This is a genomic window from Pseudomonas triclosanedens, assembly GCF_026686735.1.
Lineage (GTDB): Bacteria > Pseudomonadota > Gammaproteobacteria > Pseudomonadales > Pseudomonadaceae > Pseudomonas > Pseudomonas triclosanedens.
In genome coordinates this window covers 3887019-3905758 of the sequence record NZ_CP113432.1, presented here as the reverse complement: position 1 = coordinate 3905758, position 18740 = coordinate 3887019, and the positions used below count along the sequence as shown (strand labels likewise).

General features: G+C 67.6%; 13 protein-coding genes. 12 read left to right on the top strand and 1 reads right to left on the bottom strand.

The genetic code is table 11. From position 1 onward, the window contains the following. The first annotated feature begins 28 nt into the window (after positions 1-28). The 9 genes from tssK (at position 29) to OU419_RS18020 (ending at position 14271) form a co-directional block, all read left to right on the top strand. Positions 29-1357, top strand: coding sequence for a type VI secretion system baseplate subunit TssK (gene tssK, locus OU419_RS18060; protein WP_254500567.1), 1329 nt, complete (start codon positions 29-31; stop codon positions 1355-1357). A gap of 14 nt (positions 1358-1371) precedes the next feature. Then, a complete protein-coding gene (locus OU419_RS18055) occupies positions 1372-2142 on the top strand; it encodes a DotU family type IV/VI secretion system protein (protein ID WP_254475609.1) in 771 nt (256 codons plus the stop codon). Continuing rightward, entirely contained in the window at positions 2139-5960 is a 3822-nt protein-coding gene (locus OU419_RS18050; protein ID WP_254475610.1) for a type VI secretion protein IcmF/TssM N-terminal domain-containing protein, read from the top strand. The genes OU419_RS18055 and OU419_RS18050 overlap by 4 nt, the downstream gene beginning before the upstream one ends. After that, positions 5957-7033 (top strand): type VI secretion system protein TssA, encoded by a 1077-nt coding sequence (gene tssA / locus OU419_RS18045; RefSeq protein WP_254475611.1) that lies wholly within the window; start codon positions 5957-5959, stop codon positions 7031-7033. Before OU419_RS18050 ends, tssA begins: the two co-directional genes overlap by 4 nt. 81 nt (positions 7034-7114) lie before the next feature. After that, on the top strand, positions 7115-8695 hold the full coding sequence (locus OU419_RS18040) for a response regulator (protein WP_254475612.1): 1581 nt from the start codon (positions 7115-7117) through the stop codon (positions 8693-8695). Between the two features lie 108 nt (positions 8696-8803). Continuing rightward, positions 8804-9625, top strand: coding sequence for a hypothetical protein (locus OU419_RS18035; RefSeq protein WP_254475613.1), 822 nt, complete (start codon positions 8804-8806; stop codon positions 9623-9625). A gap of 47 nt (positions 9626-9672) precedes the next feature. After that, positions 9673-12531: a YadA-like family protein gene (locus tag OU419_RS18030; protein ID WP_268171881.1), complete on the top strand. Its 2859-nt coding sequence runs from the start codon at positions 9673-9675 to the stop codon at positions 12529-12531. Between the two features lie 50 nt (positions 12532-12581). Beyond that, entirely contained in the window at positions 12582-13397 is an 816-nt protein-coding gene (locus OU419_RS18025; RefSeq protein WP_254475614.1) for an OmpA family protein, read from the top strand. Positions 13398-13407: 10 nt separating this feature from the next. Further along, the gene (locus tag OU419_RS18020; protein WP_254475615.1) at positions 13408-14271 is read left to right on the top strand and encodes a hypothetical protein; all 864 of its coding nucleotides are present in this window, start codon (positions 13408-13410) and stop codon (positions 14269-14271) included. Positions 14272-14382: 111 nt separating this feature from the next. Here OU419_RS18020 and OU419_RS18015 read toward each other — a convergent pair whose 3' ends face one another. Continuing rightward, positions 14383-15801: an aminotransferase-like domain-containing protein gene (locus OU419_RS18015; RefSeq protein ID WP_254475616.1), complete on the bottom strand. Its 1419-nt coding sequence runs from the start codon at positions 15799-15801 to the stop codon at positions 14383-14385. Positions 15802-15899: 98 nt separating this feature from the next. Between OU419_RS18015 and OU419_RS18010 the strand changes: the two genes are divergently transcribed. From OU419_RS18010 to moeB, 3 genes are read left to right on the top strand one after another with little or no spacing between them, the layout of a single operon-like run. Beyond that, positions 15900-16838, top strand: coding sequence for a DMT family transporter (locus OU419_RS18010; RefSeq protein ID WP_456239215.1), 939 nt, complete (start codon positions 15900-15902; stop codon positions 16836-16838). A gap of 3 nt (positions 16839-16841) precedes the next feature. Beyond that, positions 16842-17294, top strand: a complete 453-nt coding sequence (locus tag OU419_RS29050; RefSeq protein ID WP_408004902.1) for a Mov34/MPN/PAD-1 family protein — start codon at positions 16842-16844, stop codon at positions 17292-17294. A 27-nt stretch (positions 17295-17321) separates the two neighbouring features. Next, positions 17322-18737: a molybdopterin-synthase adenylyltransferase MoeB gene (gene moeB, locus OU419_RS18005; RefSeq protein WP_408004901.1), complete on the top strand. Its 1416-nt coding sequence runs from the start codon at positions 17322-17324 to the stop codon at positions 18735-18737. The last annotated feature ends 3 nt before the right edge of the window (positions 18738-18740 follow it).

Below are 18740 nucleotides of genomic sequence, written 5' to 3'. Positions count from 1 at the left end.
CAATCTAGGACGTCGAAGGGGGAGTAGTGTGAAAGTTCTGCCTGACGCGGTGTGCTGGCACGAAGGGATGCAACTGCTTCCCCAGCATTTTCAACTGCAAGGACTACGCGGAGAGGTTCTTGCCGCTCGCCTGGTCCATGCGGCCAACCCCTGGTTCTGGGGGCTGGAGCATCTGGAGCTGGACCCCTCGGCGCTGAGCAACGGCGTGGTCCGGCTGCTCGCCCTTTCGGCGGTTCTGCCCGATGGCCTGCCGGTCAGTCTCGGCGCTGGCGAAACCCTGGCTTTCGATGCCCAGGCGGCCATCGCCGAATCCGCCGACGCCAGCGTCACCCTCTACCTCGCCGTCAGCCCACTGGCCCGCGCCGGGCAGGTGCTGCCGTTGCGCGGCCGCCTGCAATCGACTGACGGCCCCGCGGTGCCGGACCTCGCCAGCGGCGAAAACCCGGAGCCCATCGTGGTCTGGCGCCCCGCCCCGCGCCTGGTGACCGAGGCGCAGCGCGCCGACTCGGTCTGCCTGCCACTGTTGCGTATCGGCAAGGACGCCGGCGGTTTCGTCTGCCTGCCCTACGTGGCGCCGACGCCACGGATCGCCCCGGCCTCGCCACTGGGGCAGGCGGTGGTCGCGCTGTGTGCTCGGGCGCGGGAGAAGTGCGTATTCCTCTCCGGGCGGTTGCGCCAGGCGCAGCAGGCGGAGAACGCCGAAGACAGCCAGGAGATTCGCCGCCAGTTAGCCGCGCTCTGGGCGCGTCTGCCGGAGCTGGAGGCGGCCCTCTACAGCGGCGCGGCCAGCCCCGCGCAATTGCACGGCCTGCTGTGCGGCATGGCTGGAAGCTGGAGCGCGCTGGACCCGCTGGGTGGTGTGCCGGCGTTTCCGCCGTTCGATTTCAACGACCTGCTGCGGACTTTCAACCCGGTGATCGAGTGGCTGGAAATCACCCTCGGGCGAGTCCGCGCCGGTTACCGCAGCCTTGCCTTCGAGCGGCAGGGCAATGACTTTTCCCTGGTACTGCCGGACCTGCGCTCGCCGAGCCAGCGCCTGGTCATCGGCCTGCGCATGCCACCCGGTTGCGGCGAGGGCCAGGCGCACGAGTGGCTGTCCGGCTGCATCGTGGCATCCCAGGGCAGTCTGGCGACGCTCGGCCGGCAACGCATGTCCGGCCTGGAGCAACAGCCCATGAGCCGTGCGGAGCAGATCGCCTATAGCGTCGGCGAGGACACGCATCTGTTCGTGGTGCAGGCCGAGGGCGACTGGTTCGATCCGACCCAGCGCCTGTGCCTGCGGGCGCCGTTGCAGGCCGGTGTGAGCGGGCCCTGGCAAGTGGTGCTGTTCATCGGGGATGGCGCCAGCGGCGTCTGAGGCAGGGAGGCGAGATGCCCGAAGGGAGTCAGGCGATCTACCCCGCGGCGTTCGGAGAGGCGCCATTGAGCCGCGCCTTCCAGGCCGCCTGGGTGGAGTGGCGGCAACGCTGGGAAGTGCTGAAGGCGCCGGATGGCGACGAGGCGACGGCCAGCGAACGGGTTGCCGACGAGGCCCAGGCGGTGGTGCGCCGGCTCTGGCGCAGCGCCTTCGCCCAGGTTGGCGATTCGGCTGGCGAGCAGGTCAAGGCGATGGTCTATGCCTTCGTCGCGCTGCTCGATGAAAGCCTGCTGTTCGAACCGTGGATCGGCCAGGGCACCTGGCAGGAACGGCCCCTGGAAGCGCGCCTGTACGCGACCCGCAACGCCGGGGAGCGCCTGCCGCAAGCGATCCATCGCCTGCTCGAAACGCGCTCGCCCGGCACCCGCGACCTCGCCAACGTTTACCTGCAATGCCTGCTGCTGGGCTTCCACGGGCGCCTGCGCGGCCCCAAGGGCGAAGCCCTGCACGAGAAGTGGCGGCAGGCGCTGTTCGCCCATGCCTGGCAGCGCGACGCCGACACCCAGGCCCTGTTGCAGACCCTGGCGCGACCGGCGAGCACCGCCGCACTGCGCATGCCGCTGCGACGTGCCTTGCCCGATGGCTTGCGCCTGGTCCTGGCCGTGACGGCCGGCGTGCTGCTGCTGATCGTGATCGGCCAGTGGCTGTGGAGCGACATCCAGGGTGAGCTGGACCCGGTGCTGGAACAGGCGAACGCCAGCCTGATGATGGAGGTGCGCGCGTGAGCGGCTGGATGGTGCTCGCGCTGATCCTGCTGCTGGCAGCACTCGCCGCGTTGGCGTTCTACCTCTGGCTGCGCAGCAAGGGCGGCGAGGCGGTGCGCGCGTTCTACCTGACCGTCCGGCAGATGGAGCAGGATCAGGACGTCGCCGATCGCTACGAAGTGCCCTGGTTCCTGCTGCTCGGCGACCCGTTGCTGGGCGAGCGTTTCGGTGCCGAATGGGGGCTGACCCCGGTGAACCGGGCGGCCTGGTTCGGCCGCTGGTGGGCTGACCAGGACGGTGCTGTGCTGGCGGTGCCGCAGTCGATCTTCCTGCCGGAAGAGGGCGCGGCGGCCTCACCGCGTGCCTGGCGTCGGCTGTTGGCGTTGCTGGTGCGGCTGCGCCCGCGGCGTCCGCTGGACGGCATCATCTGGGTGCTGCCGGCGGAGCGCCTGCTCGACCCGGCGAGCCTGGCCCAGGAAAACCTGCAACTGCGGCGCCGCTTCAACGACCTGCTGCAACGCCTGGGGCTCAGCCTGCCGGTGTATGTGGTGGTCACCGGCCTGGAGGAGCTGGATGGTTTCGCCGAGCTGCGCGCGGGGTTGCCGGAAGACGCCCGCGAGCGCCCGCTGGGCTGGTCGTCCGCCTTGCAGATCGACGCCGCCTGGCAGGACGAAAACCTGGAGCGCGGCTTCGAACAGGTATTGCAGGCGTTGCAGGCGGCGATCCTCGAAGCCGGCGTGCTCAGCGGCCAACTGAGCGATGCGCTGTACCGTTTTCCCCACGCCCTGGGTGAGCTGCGCGAAGGGCTGCGGCAACGCCTGGGGCCGGTGTTCCAGGGCAACGCGCTGGGTGAGGCGCCGAAGCTGCGCGGGGTGTATTTCAGCGGCGCCTGCCGCTTCGCCGACGACGATCCCTGGACGGTTTCCAGCCGCGAAGAGGCGCCCGCCGAGCTGGTCTTCGCCAAGGGCCTGTGGCAGTCGCGCCTGCTCGCGGAGCGCGGGCTCGCCCAGGCGGTGTCGCGCATCCTGCGTCTGCGTCAGCGTTCGCAGCGGGTGATCGCCATTGCAGCCGGCGTGGTCGGCGTGATCTGGCTGGCGACGATGCTGTGGGTCTGGCATGTGGATTCGCGGGATGCCCGCTTGCTCGGCCAGCGCATCCAGGCGATGCAGCGCGAGCAGGGCAGCGGGGGCGCAGGGGGCGAGGCGGGCACCGATGCCGCGCGCCGGCGCCTGCAGGGCTACTGGGCGCTGCTGCAGGGCTCGATGCGCTGGCACTACACCTCGCTGGTGTATCCCAGCTCCTGGCTGTCCGGTTTCGATGGCCGGATGGACGCGCTACTGGTGGACCTGGCGCGCCGCGAGGTTATGGTTCCGCTGCGGCAGTTGCAGAGTGCGGAACTGGCTCGCCTGCGTGGCATCCGCAGTACCGAGCGCCGCGCCAATGTGCAGAGCGACAGCCCCGAGCAGTGGCCCAATTTCGTCGCCGCGCGGGAGCTTGCCAGCGGCGCGCTGGCGTTCGAACAGCGCAACCGCTGGTACACCGAACTGCGCGCCGGCACGACCAAGAACGCGCTGGAAAGCCTCGCGCGTCTGGGCAACGACGCCTACGGGCTGAGCCTGGACCCGGCCAGCCTGCGCGATGCCGGCTACCTACAAGCGGTGCTCGGGGATGGCATCGGCGCCGCGCCGCCAGCGGTGGACCCCGGCCCGAAGGATGGACCGCTCGCGCGCAACTTCCGCGAACTGATGAGCTTGTGGCTGGACCAGTTCTTCCTCTCCGACAACTTCGTCCGCCCCGCGGGCTTCCTGCGCCTGCGCCTGAACGAGCTGAAGGCGCGCCAGGGCAACAGCGCCGAAGAGCTGGAAGAAGTCGACGCGCTCATCGACTCCCTGCGCAACATGGTCGAGCTGACCAACGCTGCCTGGAGCCACGGCAATGCCCAGGAGATAGTCCCCGGCTACCGCGCGATGCTCGACGATGTACGCCAGACCTATCTGCTCGGGCCGGGGGTGGAAGCCTCGGTGGTCAGTCAGGCGAGCAAGTTGCAGCGCGCCTTCCACGACCAGTGGATCGCCGCCGCTGGTTCCCGCGACAACCTGCTGCAACTGCAACCGGGCGGCACCCTCTCGCTGCAGGATCACGTGGTTGCGCTGGGCACCTCGATCCATTCGTTGCTGCGCCAGGACTTCGCCGGCAACGCGCTGCGCCAGCAGGCGCAAGGCAGCGATCCGAGCCGCCTGGGCAATCTCGACGCCCACGCGCTCAATGCCGCGCTGGCTTACTACGAGAGCTATCGCAAGTACCGCGAGCAGGAGCAGGCGCGGATACCCGCCGAGTACCGCGATGCGCTGGCCGACAGCGCTGCCGCAGCCGCCACGAGCGCCATGTGGGCCAGCCTCACCGAGTCCCTGGCACCGAACGCGGCGACTGTCACCACCACTTTCGACGTACCGCTGGAACCGGCGGCGCAGTTGCGCGAGGCGTTCGAAAGCTTGCAACGCAAGGATCTCGCCAGCGCCCTGGATGCCCACCTGACCCGTAGCGCCCTGGCCGATGTCGACTCGGCGCTGGTCTCGATCAACGCACTGCCACTGTTCCGCGTGCGCGCCGACGTTTCCGGCTGGGACGGCTCGCGCAACTTCGGCCTGCAACTCTATCGCTCCACCGACACCCAGGACCTCAAGCGCAACCTGGCCCAGCAGTTCAACACCATGCTCGCCCTGAGCGAAACCCATACCTCCGCGCTGGCCTGGCTCCGGGGGCGCAACAACCTGGGCTTCGCCGACCAGGAGAAGGTGCGACGCTTCGCCGACCTGAGCGACGAGCTGGCCAAGTACAAGGCGCAGAACCCCATCAGCTCGCCGTTGCTGCTGGACCAGTTGCTCAGCCGCGACTTCGTGGAGATGGACGCGGCGTCCTGCGGCGGCATCCTGAAAACTTCGGCGCTGGTGACCGGACAGGGCGATCTCGCGCGCTTCACACGGGGGCTGCACGACCAGGCGCAGCAACGCTGCCTGGAGTTGCAGCAGAAGGATGCGGCGGTGGCCTGGGCGGCGATTGCCGATTACTTCAACCAGTACCTCGCCAACCGCTTCCCGTTCTCCTACAGCTTGCAGGCCGAGGATGCCGACCCGGCGCGGGTGCAGCACTTCGTCGAAGTGCTCGACCAGAACCTGGCGCGTGCCCAGGAGGGCCTGAAGCTCAGCCAGTCCGCCGACCGTGCTGCCGCCAAGGACTTCCTCGACCGCCTGCAACTGGCCAGGGCCTGGCTCGGCCCGCTATTCCAGCGCGACAAGGGTGGCGCGCAGGGTGTGGACCTGGACGTGCGCTGGCGTACCGACCGTGACGCCGAGCGTGGCGCCGACCAGGTCATCGCCTGGAGCCTGTACGCCGCCGACCGCCAGTTGAGCTTCCCCGGCGGTGACGGCCAGCGCCTGCACTGGAGTGTCGGCGAGCCAGTGAAGCTGATGCTGCGCTGGGCCAAGGACAGCCCGCAGAGGCCGGACATCGACCCGCAGCAGGCGAGCATGGCGGTGGCCGATCTCGAAGTCGGCTGGGAGTACAACGGCCCGTGGGCGCTGCCGCGAATGCTGCGCTCCCACATCATCCTGCAGCGCCAGCCGAGCACCGACTACACCGATTTCCCGCTGGCGTTGCAGGTACCGGTACGCGCCCCCAACGGTCGCGAGCCGGACGCTCGGATGTTCATTCGCGTATCGCTGATGACCCCGGATGCCAAGCAGCCGCTTTCGATCCAGCCGCTCCCCGTGCGTGCGCCGCGCACGCCTTTCAGCGGGGTTGGCATCGCCACCTTTGCCGGTGCCCAGGAGTTGCCATGATCACTGACGACGCATTGCGCGCGCTGCTCAGCCCGTTCCCCGGGCAAGACATTTGCGGCGAGTCGCTGCGCCACGATCCGGTGCTGGACCGCCTGCGCGAGCTGCGCCGGGAGGATGACCAGACGCTGCCCACCGGCGTCTGGCAGGCCGAGCCCAAGCGCGCCGACTGGCACGCCGTGGCAGCGCTGGCGGAAGAGCTGCTGGTTACCCGCAGCAAGGACCTGATGGTTGCCGCCTACCTGGGCGAGGCGTGGATCATGCTGCGCGGGATCGCCGGGCTGGCAGATGCCCTGGGCCTGCTAGCCGACCTGTGCGAAGCCTTCCCGGAATGCCTGCATCCCCAGGCGCCGGACGGCGACCTGGCCTGGCGCGCGGCGCCGCTGGTGTGGCTCGCGCGTCGCTACGAGGAACTGGTGAACACGCGGATTCCCCTGTGCCCGAACTGGCCGGAGATGAGTCTGCACGCCTGGCAGGAACTCAAGCGTAACCAGGTGCTGGCCAGCGACAGCAAGGCCGACAAGGCTTCCGCCGAAGCGGCGCGGCTGCAACAGAAGAAACTGGACGAGGCCATCCGCAGCGGCTCAGTGGGCGGCTGGGGCGTCGCGCTGGCGCTGCTGGCGACGGCCAGCGGGCACCTGGATCGCCTCGATGCCTGGAGCGATCAACAACTGATGGATGAGGCGCCCAGCCTGCAAGGGCTGGCGTCGTGCATCCGATCCTTGGCCAATGTCATTCAGGGGTGCAGGAACATGGCGCCGCAAGAGCAGGAAGCGGCGGAGATCGTGCCCGCCGCCAGCGTTTCCGAAGACCTCGCCGCGCCAGCGTTGGCGCCGATACCCGAGCGGGCCGGGGCCGTGCCGGACGGCCTGCCGCGTGATCGTGAGGACGCCTACCGGCAACTCGCCGCCATCGCCGACTACCTGGCGCGCACCGAGCCGCACAGCCCGGTGCCCTACATCGTCCGCCGCGCGGTGGAGTGGGGGCGGATGCCGCTCAGTGCGCTGCTCGACGAACTGGTCAACGCCGATGCCGAGGCGCGCCGGGTCTGGGTGATGCTTGGCGTTTTGCGCTGAATTACCGCGCCGCGCCCTGCCGTTGCGCCGAGGCGACCTATGCTCAAGCTCTGGGTCGTCGGACGGGAGGGGAAGCGGCACATGGCTACGATACTGCTCGTGGACGTTACGCCAATCGTGCGGCATGCACTGCGCGGCATACTGGAGGAACTGCGGCACGAGGTGGTGAGCGAGGCGGAGGACGTGCCCGGCGCGCTGATGCAGCTTCGCTCCGTCGTGCCGGACCTGGTGATCCTGGACCTGGCCCTGCCCGGTGTCGGCGGCATGGACCTGCTGCGCCGCATCAAGAACCGCAACGAGCGGCAACGGGTGCTGGTTTTCACCCGCCAGGGCGTGGAGCAGTTCGCCCCGTTGTGCTTCCAGGCCGGCGCCGACGGCTTCGTCAGCAAGGACGAAGAAGTCGGCGCGCTGCGCAAGGCCATTTCCGACGTGCTGGCCGGGCGCGCCTATTTCACCCGTGAGCAGATGCAGCCTGGCACCGGCAACGAGCTGGCGCGCCTGAGTACCCGCGAGCTGGCGGTGCTGCAGTTGCTGGCCGAGGGCAACTCCAACCTGCACATCGCCGACCAGTTGCTGATCAGCTTCAAGACCGTGAGCACCTACAAGAGGCGCCTGCTGGAGAAGCTGCATGCCGGTTCCACCGTCGAACTGGCGGAAGTCGCCCGGCGCAATGGGCTGATACCCGGCGAGGCGGTGCCCGAGGCTCCCACCGGGGACATGGGCCTGCTGCACAAGCTGATCGATGCCTCACCCAACCCCATGTATGTGCGCGACGAAGAGGGCCGGCTGCTGTTCTGCAACCAGAAATTCCTCGATTACTACCGTATCAGCGCCGAAGAAGCCCTGGGGTCGGGCATTGCCGACACCCGCTGGTTTCCGCCAGACGTGCGCGAGCGTTTGCCGGAGGCGATCCGCAGGCGCGTCTCGGAGGGCGTGCCGACGGCCAACACCATGCACGTTGAGATATTCGGCGAGCGGCGTGTCATCTACTTCTGGATAGTGCCCTACCGTGACGATAGCGGGCACTTCGTCGGGTTGCTGGGCGGCTTGCAGGATGTCACCGAAAACGAGGTGCAACTGACGCACTTGCGTGACCGCCTGCTGGTCGCCGAGTCCCAGGTCGGGCGCCTGCTGGAGCTGTGCGAGGCTTCGCTGCAGGAAATCGGGCAACTGCTGGGGGGGCTCGGCCTGCATCCCTCGACTCCGGGGCTGGCGACCCTGAGCGAGCGCCTGCAACGGCTCCAGCGTATCTGCGACCTGCAGGCCGGGCCGCTGCCAATGCGCCCGGAGCCGTGCGAATTGCCGGAGTTCCTGCGGCGCCAACTGGCCACCCGGCCGGCGGTGCAGCTTTCGGTGCAGCGCCTGGATGCGAGCCGTGCCTGGCTCGACCTGAAGGTGTTCCGCGAATGGCTGGCCAGCGCGCTGGCGCTGTTCGTGCCCGACACCTCGCTGCACGTGCGCCTTACGACCCAGACGCGCGGGCGCGGCTACCTGCTGGTGCGTCTGCAACTGGATGGCGAGGCCGCGTACGGCAGCGTCATCAACCTCACGCTCTGCCAGCGCATGGCAGAGCAACTGGAAGCCGTGTTCCGCCATTCCGGCGCGGATGAGCAACTGGCGCTCGAACTGGATATGGAGCTGCCGTTGTGCCCGGAGCCCTGAGCGACTGCTGAACAACTCCTACAAAGCTCCCTGAAGGACTCCGAATTCTTTCCCTGCGAGACGTTCCTAGCATTGCGGCAACTCGAATTCTTTCCAGGAGTTGCCACCATGTCCCATCTAATGAAGCTCTCGCGCCGGCCTCGTTCCCTGGCCCTCGCCATTACCTTGCTGACCGCCTGCGGCGCTGCCCTGGCCGAACCCGCCGCGCAACCTCCCAGGGGGTTCCAGCCGCTGGTCATGCTCGCTCACCAGCAATTGCTCGAAGGCGACCTCGCCTCGGCCCAGGCCCTGTTGCGTGAAGCCGGCGCGCAAGGGCAGGGCGGTACCCGCGCACTTGCCGAACAGGCATTCATCGAGGATGCCGGCGGCCGCCACGTCCGTGCCCGGCAGTTCTACGACGCCCTCAAGGGCAGCGACCAGGCCGCGGTGATCGCCCTGCCGTCGGCGGTCAATCTGGCCGCGCTGGGTCGCTTCGACCAGGCAGGCAAAGCCTTCGCCGAGCTGCAGAAAACTTCGCCCAACCCCCGCCTGCAAGCCTATGCCGGCTTCTGGAACATGTGGCTGACCGCCCGCCAGGCCAGCGACGCCGGCCTGAAGCCGGCCACCGCCAAGGCTCGGGTCGAAAAGCTCGCCCGCGGCATCAAGCCGGCCACCGAACAGCAACGCGCGATGCTCGCCCTGTACCAGGGCAAGTCCGACATCTCCACGGTGTTCGCCGAGATCGATGCCCTGCAGGCGCCCGACGCGGTCAAGCGTGACCTGCGCACCGAAGCCGGGCTGTTCGCCGGTGCCTACCTCGACTACGTCCGCCAGGACCACCAGGGCGCCCTGCGCGCCTACGAGCGCGCGCTCCAGCAGTCCCGCCCGAGTGCGATGGAGCGCCCGCAACTGATCCAGTCCAGCCGCGCCCTGCAGCTGTCTTCCCGTTGATTTTCCCTTGCTGACTCCAGGGGTTGATCCCCTGGAAGGAGCCCCGTATGAACAGGATTTACCGTCTGGTGTGGAGTACCGCGCGTAACGCGTGGGTCGCCGCTTCCGAATTCGCCACCGCCCACCGCAAGACCGGCCGCAGCGCCCTGGTCGGAGCCGTGGCCACCTCGATGCTGTGCGTGCCGGTCATGCCGGCCTTCGCAGCAACGCCCTACAAGGACGGTTCCAATTTCGAGAAAGGCATCTCCGGCAACCCCGGCCTCTACGTCAATGACGCCAGTAACGACTCGGGCTGTATCTTCGTCCATGATACCGGGGATACCGGCAGCACTGGCTGGAAGTACGACAGCAACAACACCAACTGCCTGACCAACGACAAGGCCAGCCAGACCTCCCGCGTACTTTTCTACGGCTCCGGCAGCCGTACTGACGGCACCGACTCGCTGACCCTGGGCAACGAGTTGTACGTCAACGGTGGGCGTATCGGCCTGAACAACAAGTTCGGCCCCAACCCCACCAACTCGATGGCCATCGGCAACATCGGCACCGACGCCAGTGGCAACCCCACCGGCACCCGCGCCACTGCCCAGAACTCCATCGCCATCGGTAACGACGCCGTAGCCAGCCAGCAGAACGCGATGGCCCTGGGCACCGGTGCCCAGGCCAGCGCCGTGGGTGGCGTGGCGCTGGGCTCAGGTTCGGTCGCCAACACCACTGCCGGCCAGGCCGGCTATGTACCCGGTGGCGTGACCCAGGCCCAGGCCGATGCTATCCGCGCTACCCAGAGCACGCTGGGGGCCATTGCCGTGGGCGATGCCGCCAGCGGCAACTATCGGCAGATCACCGGTCTGGCGGCGGGTAGTCTGGACAGCGATGCGGTGAACGTCGCCCAGCTCAAGGGTGTCACCGGCCAACTGGCCCAGGACGCCTTGCTCTGGGATGCGACCGAGGGCGCGTTCAGCGCCAGGCACGGCGGCACCGGCCCGCACAAGATCACCAACGTGGCCGACGGCGACGTCAACGCCACCTCCACCGACGCGATCAACGGTTCGCAGCTCAACACGACCAACCAGAACGTCACCAACGTCGATAACCGCGTCACCAATGTCTTCGGCGACGACAGCGATACCAACATCCAGGAAAACGGCCGTGGCATCCGCTACGTGCGGACCAACGACAACGGCCTGCCGGTGGACGACGCCTACGCCAAGGGGCAAGGCTCCACGGCGGTCGGCTACAAGGCCGAGGCCACCGGCGACAGCGCCCTGGCCCTGGGCCGCAACGCCAGCGCCAGCGCGGACAACAGCGTTGCCCTCGGCGCGGGCAGCAGCACCAGCGCCGACCTCAGCCATCCCGCCTACGCTCCCACTGCCGCAGCGGTCGCCGGTGTGGCCAGTGGCGAGGTTTCGGTCGGTAGCGCCGGTGCCGAGCGCCGTATCACCAACGTCGCCGCCGGCGCCGACCAGACCGATGCGGTCAACGTCTCGCAGCTCAAGGGCGTTGCCGACCGTACCGACCAACTGGCCCAGGACGCACTGCTGTGGGATGCGACCGCCGACGGTGGCAAAGGCGCGTTCAACGCCAACCACGGTGGCCGTGGCCCGAACAAGATCGTCAACGTCGCCCCCGGCGAAATCAGCGCCGACTCCACCGATGCGGTCAACGGCTCGCAGTTGTACGAGGTGACCACCCAGATCAACAACATCACCCTGGGCAACATCAAGTACTTCCACGCCAACTCGCAGAAACCCGACTCCGTCGCCAGCGGCACCGACTCCATCGCCGTCGGCCCGGCCGCCCAGGCGTCCGGCGCGTCTTCCTTGGCTATGGGTGACGGGGCCAACGCCAGCGCCGCCAACGCCAGCGCCATCGGCAGCAACGCCAGCGCCAGCGGCGAAGCGGCAACGGCGGTGGGCAATGGCGCCAGCGCCAGCGGCAGCTCCGCGGTAGCGATGGGCGACGGCGCTTCCGCCAGCGGCGAACGCAGCTCGGCCATCGGTGCAGGCTCCAGCGCCACCTCCGACAACAGCGTCGCCCTCGGTGCCGACTCGGTGGCCGACCGCGACAACAGCGTCTCGGTGGGCAGCGCCGGCAACGAACGGCAGATCACCAACGTCAAGGCCGGCGAAGCCGACACCGACGCGGTGAACGTCTCGCAACTGCGCGAGCAGGGCGACACCATCAACACCAACATCACCAACGTCGACAACCGCATCAAGCAGGCGTCCACCGACATCACCCACCTGCAGAACGGCACCGACGGCATGTTCCAGGTGAACAACACCAGCAACCTGCCCAAGCCTCGGCCCACCGGTATCGACGCGGTGGCTGGCGGCGCCGGTGCGGTGGCCTCCGGCGACAACAGCGCGGCCATCGGTACCCGTGCCCATGCCAGCGGCCACAACGCCACGGCGCTGGGCAACGGCGCCAACGCCCAGGGAGCCAACTCGGTGGCGCTCGGCGCCAACTCGGTGGCCGACCGGGCGAACAGCGTCTCGGTGGGCAGCGCCGGCAACGAGCGGCAGATCACCAACGTCGCCGCCGGCACCCAGCCGACCGACGCGGTGAACGTCAGCCAGTTGCAGCAGAGCATCGGCGATATCTCCAACCAGTACTACGACTACGCCGACTCCCGCTACAACGCGCTGCGCCACGACCTGAAGAAGCAGGACGACATCCTCAGCGCCGGCATCGCCGGGGCGATGGCGATGGCAACGCTGCCGCAGCCCTACTCGCCGGGGGCCAGCATGGCCACCGTCGGCCTGGGCAACTACCGCGGCCAGGGCGCGCTGGCGATAGGCGTGTCGAAAATCTCCGACAACGGCAAGTGGATCACCAAGCTGCAGGGTACGACCAGCAGCCAGGGTGACACCGGCGTCGCCGTCGGTGTCGGTTACCAGTGGTGAGTCATTCCATCCGGGCCCGGCTGCGGCCGGGCCGGCCCCAGGAGGCCAACATGAACATTCGCAAGTTCCAAACCACCCGCTTCTTCGCCCTGGGTTGCATCAGCCTGATGCTGGCCGCCTGCGGCAGCTACAGCACGGTGGACGGGCAAGGCCACAGTGCCGAGCCCAAGTTTCCGTCGATCAGCGACTCCTACCGCCCGCAGGGCAGCTACGTGAACCTGGAGAACCTCGCCAAGGTCCGTCCCGGCATGGACAAGGCGCAGCTCTACGAAATGCTCGGCACCCCGCACTTCCACGAAGGCATGTTCGGCGTGCACGAGTGGGACTACATCCTGCGCTTCCGCCGCGACGGCCAGGACGACCTGGTCTGCCAGTACAAGGTGCTGTTCGACAAGGACATGCAGGCCCAGAGCTTCCTGTTCTCGCCGGCGGACTGCCTTGAACAGGCCAAGCCTGCCGCCCCGGCGCCGCAGCCGGCACAGGCCACGCGGGTGACGCTCTCCGGCGACGCTACCTTCGCCTTCGACAGTGATCGCCTGAGCGCCGAAGGCCGCGCCAGCCTGGCTCGCCTGGCCACGCAACTGATGCAGCAACAGCCGGCGCACATCGCCATCACCGGGCACACCGACCGCCTCGGTTCGGCGGCCTACAACCTCGACCTCTCGCGTCGCCGTGCCGAAGCGGTGCGCGACTACCTGGCCGAGGCCGGCGTGCCCAAGGGGCTGATGCAGGTGCGTGGCGTTGGTGCCGCCGAACCGGTGGCCGACTGTCCGGACGTACCCCGCGCGCAACTGATCAAATGCCTGGCGGCTGACCGCCGGGTAGTCATCGAATCCAGCGCCGATGTGGCGCAGACCCAACAGTGAGGAACTGGCCATGAACACCCACAGCAAATGGCTGACCGCAATGCTCCTGCCCGTAGCCCTGATCGCCGGTTGCAAGGGCGCCGAACAGCCGCCGGTGGCCAAGGCCCCGGCCGTGAAGCAGGAAACCCTCGGCAACATCGAATACCCGGCGCTGCCGGTGATCCGCAACGCACTGTTCAGCATGTCGCCGCTGGTGGACGGCAAGCGCAACCCCGCCGTGATGAAACAGCTCTGCGGCCTGGCCCGCGGTGAACTGAACCAGGCCAGCGTCGACCGCTTCGTTGCCGCCAGTGGCGAAACCACCGACAGCCTCAAGAAGAAGGGCGGCGTCACGGCGCTGCTGGTCAACGGCAACGTGGCCGCCCAGCAGATCGCCTGCGCGTCGTACCTGGCCACCGCGCCGCTGGTGCAGGTCGATGGCAACGAGTTCATCGCGCCGAAACTGGGTGCCGATGGCAAGCCGCAGGTCGACCAGGCGCGCCTGAGTGAAGTCATGGCGGTGCGCATCGCCCTGGCCCGCACCGACGCGGAGTACTTCTCGCTGATCGCGCAGAAGCTGGAGCAGACCCCCGGGCTGACCGACGCCCAGTACCAGGCCCGCACCCGCGAACTGTTCGCCGAACTGGCGCCGGCCTACCTCAAGCGCGTGAAGGAAATGATGCCGCCGGCCGGCACCCGTTTCGACCTCAAGCGCATGGATGAGCAGCGCTTCGCCTTCACCACCTCCAACGGCGGCGAATACGAGTACAGCTCCGACGGCATGACCCTGCGTCAGGACAACATCACCTGGTACGGCGACGGCCAGTTGATGGGCCAGCGGCACACGCTGAAGATCGCCTACTACCCGGACGTAGTGACCCAGAACATGAAGTGACGGGTACCGGCCCGAACGGCAGGAAGGAGAGGGCAAGGCGCAGGCCTTGCCCTCTTTTTTCGGCTGCATGAAACCGCCAGCACATCATCGCGGCGCCGGCATCGCTGCGGCTCACTCGTCGAACTGGCCGCTGCGCAACGTGTTGGCCAGGGCCTCGAAGCCTTCCAGCAGCAACAGGTCGTCATGGGAGGCATTGCTGACGCTGACCCGGACGAACTGCGGCACTGCCGCCCGGCCCACGGCAAAGGCTTCGGCGGTGGCGATCAGGTAGTTCTTGAGCTTCAACTCGGCCTCCACGTCCGAGGCGCGCCAGGGTTCGGGCACCTCGATCCAGAAGTGCGGGCACTGCGGATGGGTGCGGTAGCTCAGGCCCTCCAGTTGCCCCTGCACCAGTTGCTTGCGCCGACCGATCTCGGCGATCTGCTGGCGCAGCAGATTCTCCGCGATGCCGCCCTCGATCCAGTTGCTGGCCAGCTCCATCGCCAGCGGCGTGGCCATCCAGCAGGACGCGCGCAGCGCCGCCGCGATGCGGCTGATCAGCGTTGTCGGCGCGTGCAGGTAACCCACCCGCAGGCCGGCCGCCACCGCCTTGCTCAGGCTGCTGATCAGCACACTGCGCTCCGGCGCGTAAAGGCTCAACGGCGGCGGGCGGTCCTCCACCAGCACCGCATGGGCCTCGTCCTCGATGATCAGCAGATTGTGCTCGCGGCAGATGGCGACAATGGCTTCCCGCCGCTGCGCGGACAGCACGCCGGTGGTGGGGTTCTGCAGCGTCGGCGTGCAGTAGATGGCGCTGACCCGGTTGTACCGGCACAGCTCGTCGAGCGACTCCGGCACCAGCCCCTCATCGTCCATCGCCGCGCCGAGCAGCTTGATGCCGAGCATGCGCGCGGCGGTGATCAGGCCGGGGTAGGTGAGCTGCTCGGTCACTATCGTGTCGCCGGCGCGCAGCAGCGCCATCAGCGTGCAGAGCAGGCCGTGCTGGCCGCCGTTGACGCACAGCACCTGCTCCGCCTGCGGCTGGAAATCGCCGTGGGCGAGCCAGTCCGCGCCTGCCTGGCGATAGCGCGGCAGGCCGGCGTCCGGGGTGTACAGGGACAGCTCGGCGAGCACGCGGGGGGCATGGGCCAGGTCCAGCAGGCTCTGGGCCAGCAGGCGGGTTTCCAGACCGGGGATGTGCATGTTGCGGCTCATGTCGTACTGCTCGGGCCGCTCCTCGACGAAGTTGCTGAAGCCCGCGTCGCGCTTGCGCTCCAGTTCGCGCTGGCGAACGAAGGTGCCGTCGCCGACCCGCGCCACCACCAGGCCCATGCGCTCCAGCTCGGCGTAGGCGCGGCTCACCGTGCCGATGGTCACGCCGAGCCGGTCCGCGAGGATGCGCCGCGGCGGCAGTTTCATACCGGCTTCGATGCTGCCTTCGAGGATGCGGGTCTGCATGGCGCCGGCGAGCCGCTTGTACTTGGCGCCCTGGCCTGAACCCAGCGCTTCCTTGAGTATTGGTACCGTGTCAATAATTGGTTTGACAGCCATTTTTCGTCCAAATAGCCTGATTAGAAGGAGTCAATATAAGGTTATATCCCAATATTTGGGGTTCAATTTGGCTGTCTAAAAGGATTGTCATCATGCCAATATCGGCTGTAATTGAAAACACCAGCAAACCGAGGAAGCAGTGGCTGGCAGCGCTCGTCACCTCGCTGCTGTTCCTGACGGTGTGCCTGAGCTGGGGCACCACCTGGCTGGGGATCAAGATCGCCGTCGAAACGGTTCCGCCGCTGACCGCCGCCGGTCTGCGCTTCCTGATCGCCTTCCCGCTGTTTCTGAGCTTCGCCGTGATCCGTGGCGACTCCATCTTCTTCCCCCGTAGCCATCTTGGCTTCTTCGTGTTCGTCACGCTGTGCTACTTCAGCCTGCCTTACTACCTGCTCAACTACGGCGAGACGCACGTATCGTCGGGCCTCACCGCCTTGCTGTTCAGCTGCATGCCGGTGTTCATCCTGATCTTCTCCTCGCTGTTCCTGCGCGAACGCATCTACCTGTCCCAGGTGGTCGGCATCGCCATCGGTTTCGGCAGCCTGTTCATGATCCTGCGCAGCCAGGGCCTGAGCCTCGCCCATGACGAATTCTCCGGGGTACTGGCGATCCTCTGCGCGGCGGTGATGCACGCGCTGTGCTACGTGGTGACGAAGCTCAAGGGCGCCGACATCAGCGTCATCACCTACAACACGCTGCCGATGGGCGTTGCCGGGTTGATGCTGTTCCTCGTCAGCCTTGGCGTGGAGCAGCCGGACTTCGCCGCCATCAGCTCGCGCTCCTGGCTGGCGCTGACCTACCTCGGACTGTGCGCATCGGTAGGAGGTTTCATCGTCTACTTCTTCCTGCTCAAGCGCATGAGCCCGGTGATCCTGTCCTTCGTCTTCATCATCTTCCCGGTGTTCGCCGTGATCATCGGCTCCTGGTACGAGGGCCAGCCGATTTCCCGGGACCTGGCGCTGTACTCCGCAGTGCTGCTCGGCGGTTTCGCCATCACCAAGATGCCGATGGAACGATTCCTGGCGAAGAAGGGCTGACGCATGACCGGACACGACCTCATCGACCGCAAGGCGCTCCTGGCCATCTACCGCCACGCCGCCATCACCTATCCCGAAGAGTGCTGCGGATTCGTCTTCGCCGATGCCGGGGTGCATTTCGGCGAGAACATCCAGAACCAGCTCAACCAGCGCTCCCCCGACATCTACAAACGCAGCGCCGCCAACGGCTACACCTTCGCCGTGGCCGACACCCAGATGCTCAACCGCAGCCTGAGCGGCAACAACCCCGTGCGGGTCATCTACCACTCGCACCCGGACGTGGGCGCCTACTTCAGCCGCGAGGACGAGGAGAAGGCGCTGTTCATGGGGCAGCCGATCTTCCCCGTGGCCTACCTGGTGGTGGATGTCGGCGCCGGCGAGGTGCGGGGCGCCAAGCTGTTCGAGTGGAGCGGTGAACGATTCGAATGCAGCCGGGAGTTCCCCGGTACCCCTTGATGGACCACATGGAAAAGGAGTTTGACTATGAACATGGTGATTTTCCCGGAAGTGCTGACCCGCGTGGCCAAGCTGCCGGCCACCCGGCTGGCCGGCACGGGGGAGACGGTGCGCGAATTGGTGGAGGACGTGTGTAGCCGTCATCCCGGGCTGCGCGAGCACCTGTTCTACGCCAACCAGCAGTTCAAGGAACACTTCCTGCTCACCGCCGGCGACGAGCTGGTGGACGCCGAGACCCGGCTGCCTCAGGGGGCCGAGCTGGACATCCTGCTCGCCACCTCCGGCGGGCTGGACTGCGACGAACTGAGCAACGACGAAGTGCGCCGCTACGTTCGCCACATCACCCTGCCCAACGTCGGCCGCCAGGGGCAGATGCGCCTGAAGTCGACGCGGGTGCTGGTGATCGGTACCGGTGGCCTGGGTTCGCCGGTGTGCCTGTACCTGGCGGCGGCTGGCGTCGGTGTCATCGGCCTGGTGGACTTCGACCGGGTGGAGAGCAGCAACCTGCAACGCCAGGTAGTGCACGGCACCAGCACCATCGGCGAAGCCAAGGTGGAATCGGCGCGCCGCCGCCTGCTGGACCTCAACCCCGATATCCGCGTCGTCGCCCACGATTGCGCGCTGATGCCCGACAACGCCCTGCAACTGGTAGGCGAGTACGACCTGGTGGTCGACGGCACCGACAACTTCGCCACCCGCTACCTGCTCAACGACGCCTGCGTGCTGCTCGAACGCCCCCTGGTGTACGGCGCACTGCACCGCTTCGACGGGCAGATGAGCGTATTCAACTACCAGAATGGCCCGTGCTACCGCTGCCTGTACCCCAAGAGCCCGCCAGCCGAACTGTCGCCCAACTGCAATGCCGGCGGGGTGATCGGCGTGCTGCCCGGCGTGGTCGGGCTGATCCAGGCTACCGAGGCGGTCAAGCTGATCCTTGGTATCGGCGAGCCCCTGGTTGGCCGCCTGATGCGCTTCGACGCACTGGCGATGAAATTCTCCGAAGTGCGCTTCAAGCGCCGTCCCGATTGCCCGGCCTGCTCGCCGGCGCGGCGCGACCGCACCCTGCAGGTGGAGGCGCCGGTGGCCTGCGCCGCCACAGCCGCTCCCGAGGAGGCCACCCCGGCGGAAATGCTCATCAGCCCGCTGCAACTGCAACTCGCCCTGGCCCGTGGCGAAGACCTGCAACTGCTGGACGTGCGCGAGCCCAACGAACTGGAAGTCTGCCGCCTGCCCGGTGCCATCAACGTGCCGCTGGGCGAACTGGCCGAGCGCCTGCACGAGCTGGACCGCGAGCGCCCGCTGTGCCTGATCTGCTACGGCGGCCCGCGTGCCGAGCGAGCGGCCCGGCAACTGCTGGGCGCGGGCTTCGAACGCATGCAGGTGCTGCAGGGCGGAATGAAAGCCTGGGCGCGCGATATCGATCGCGACATGCCTCTGTACTGAGGT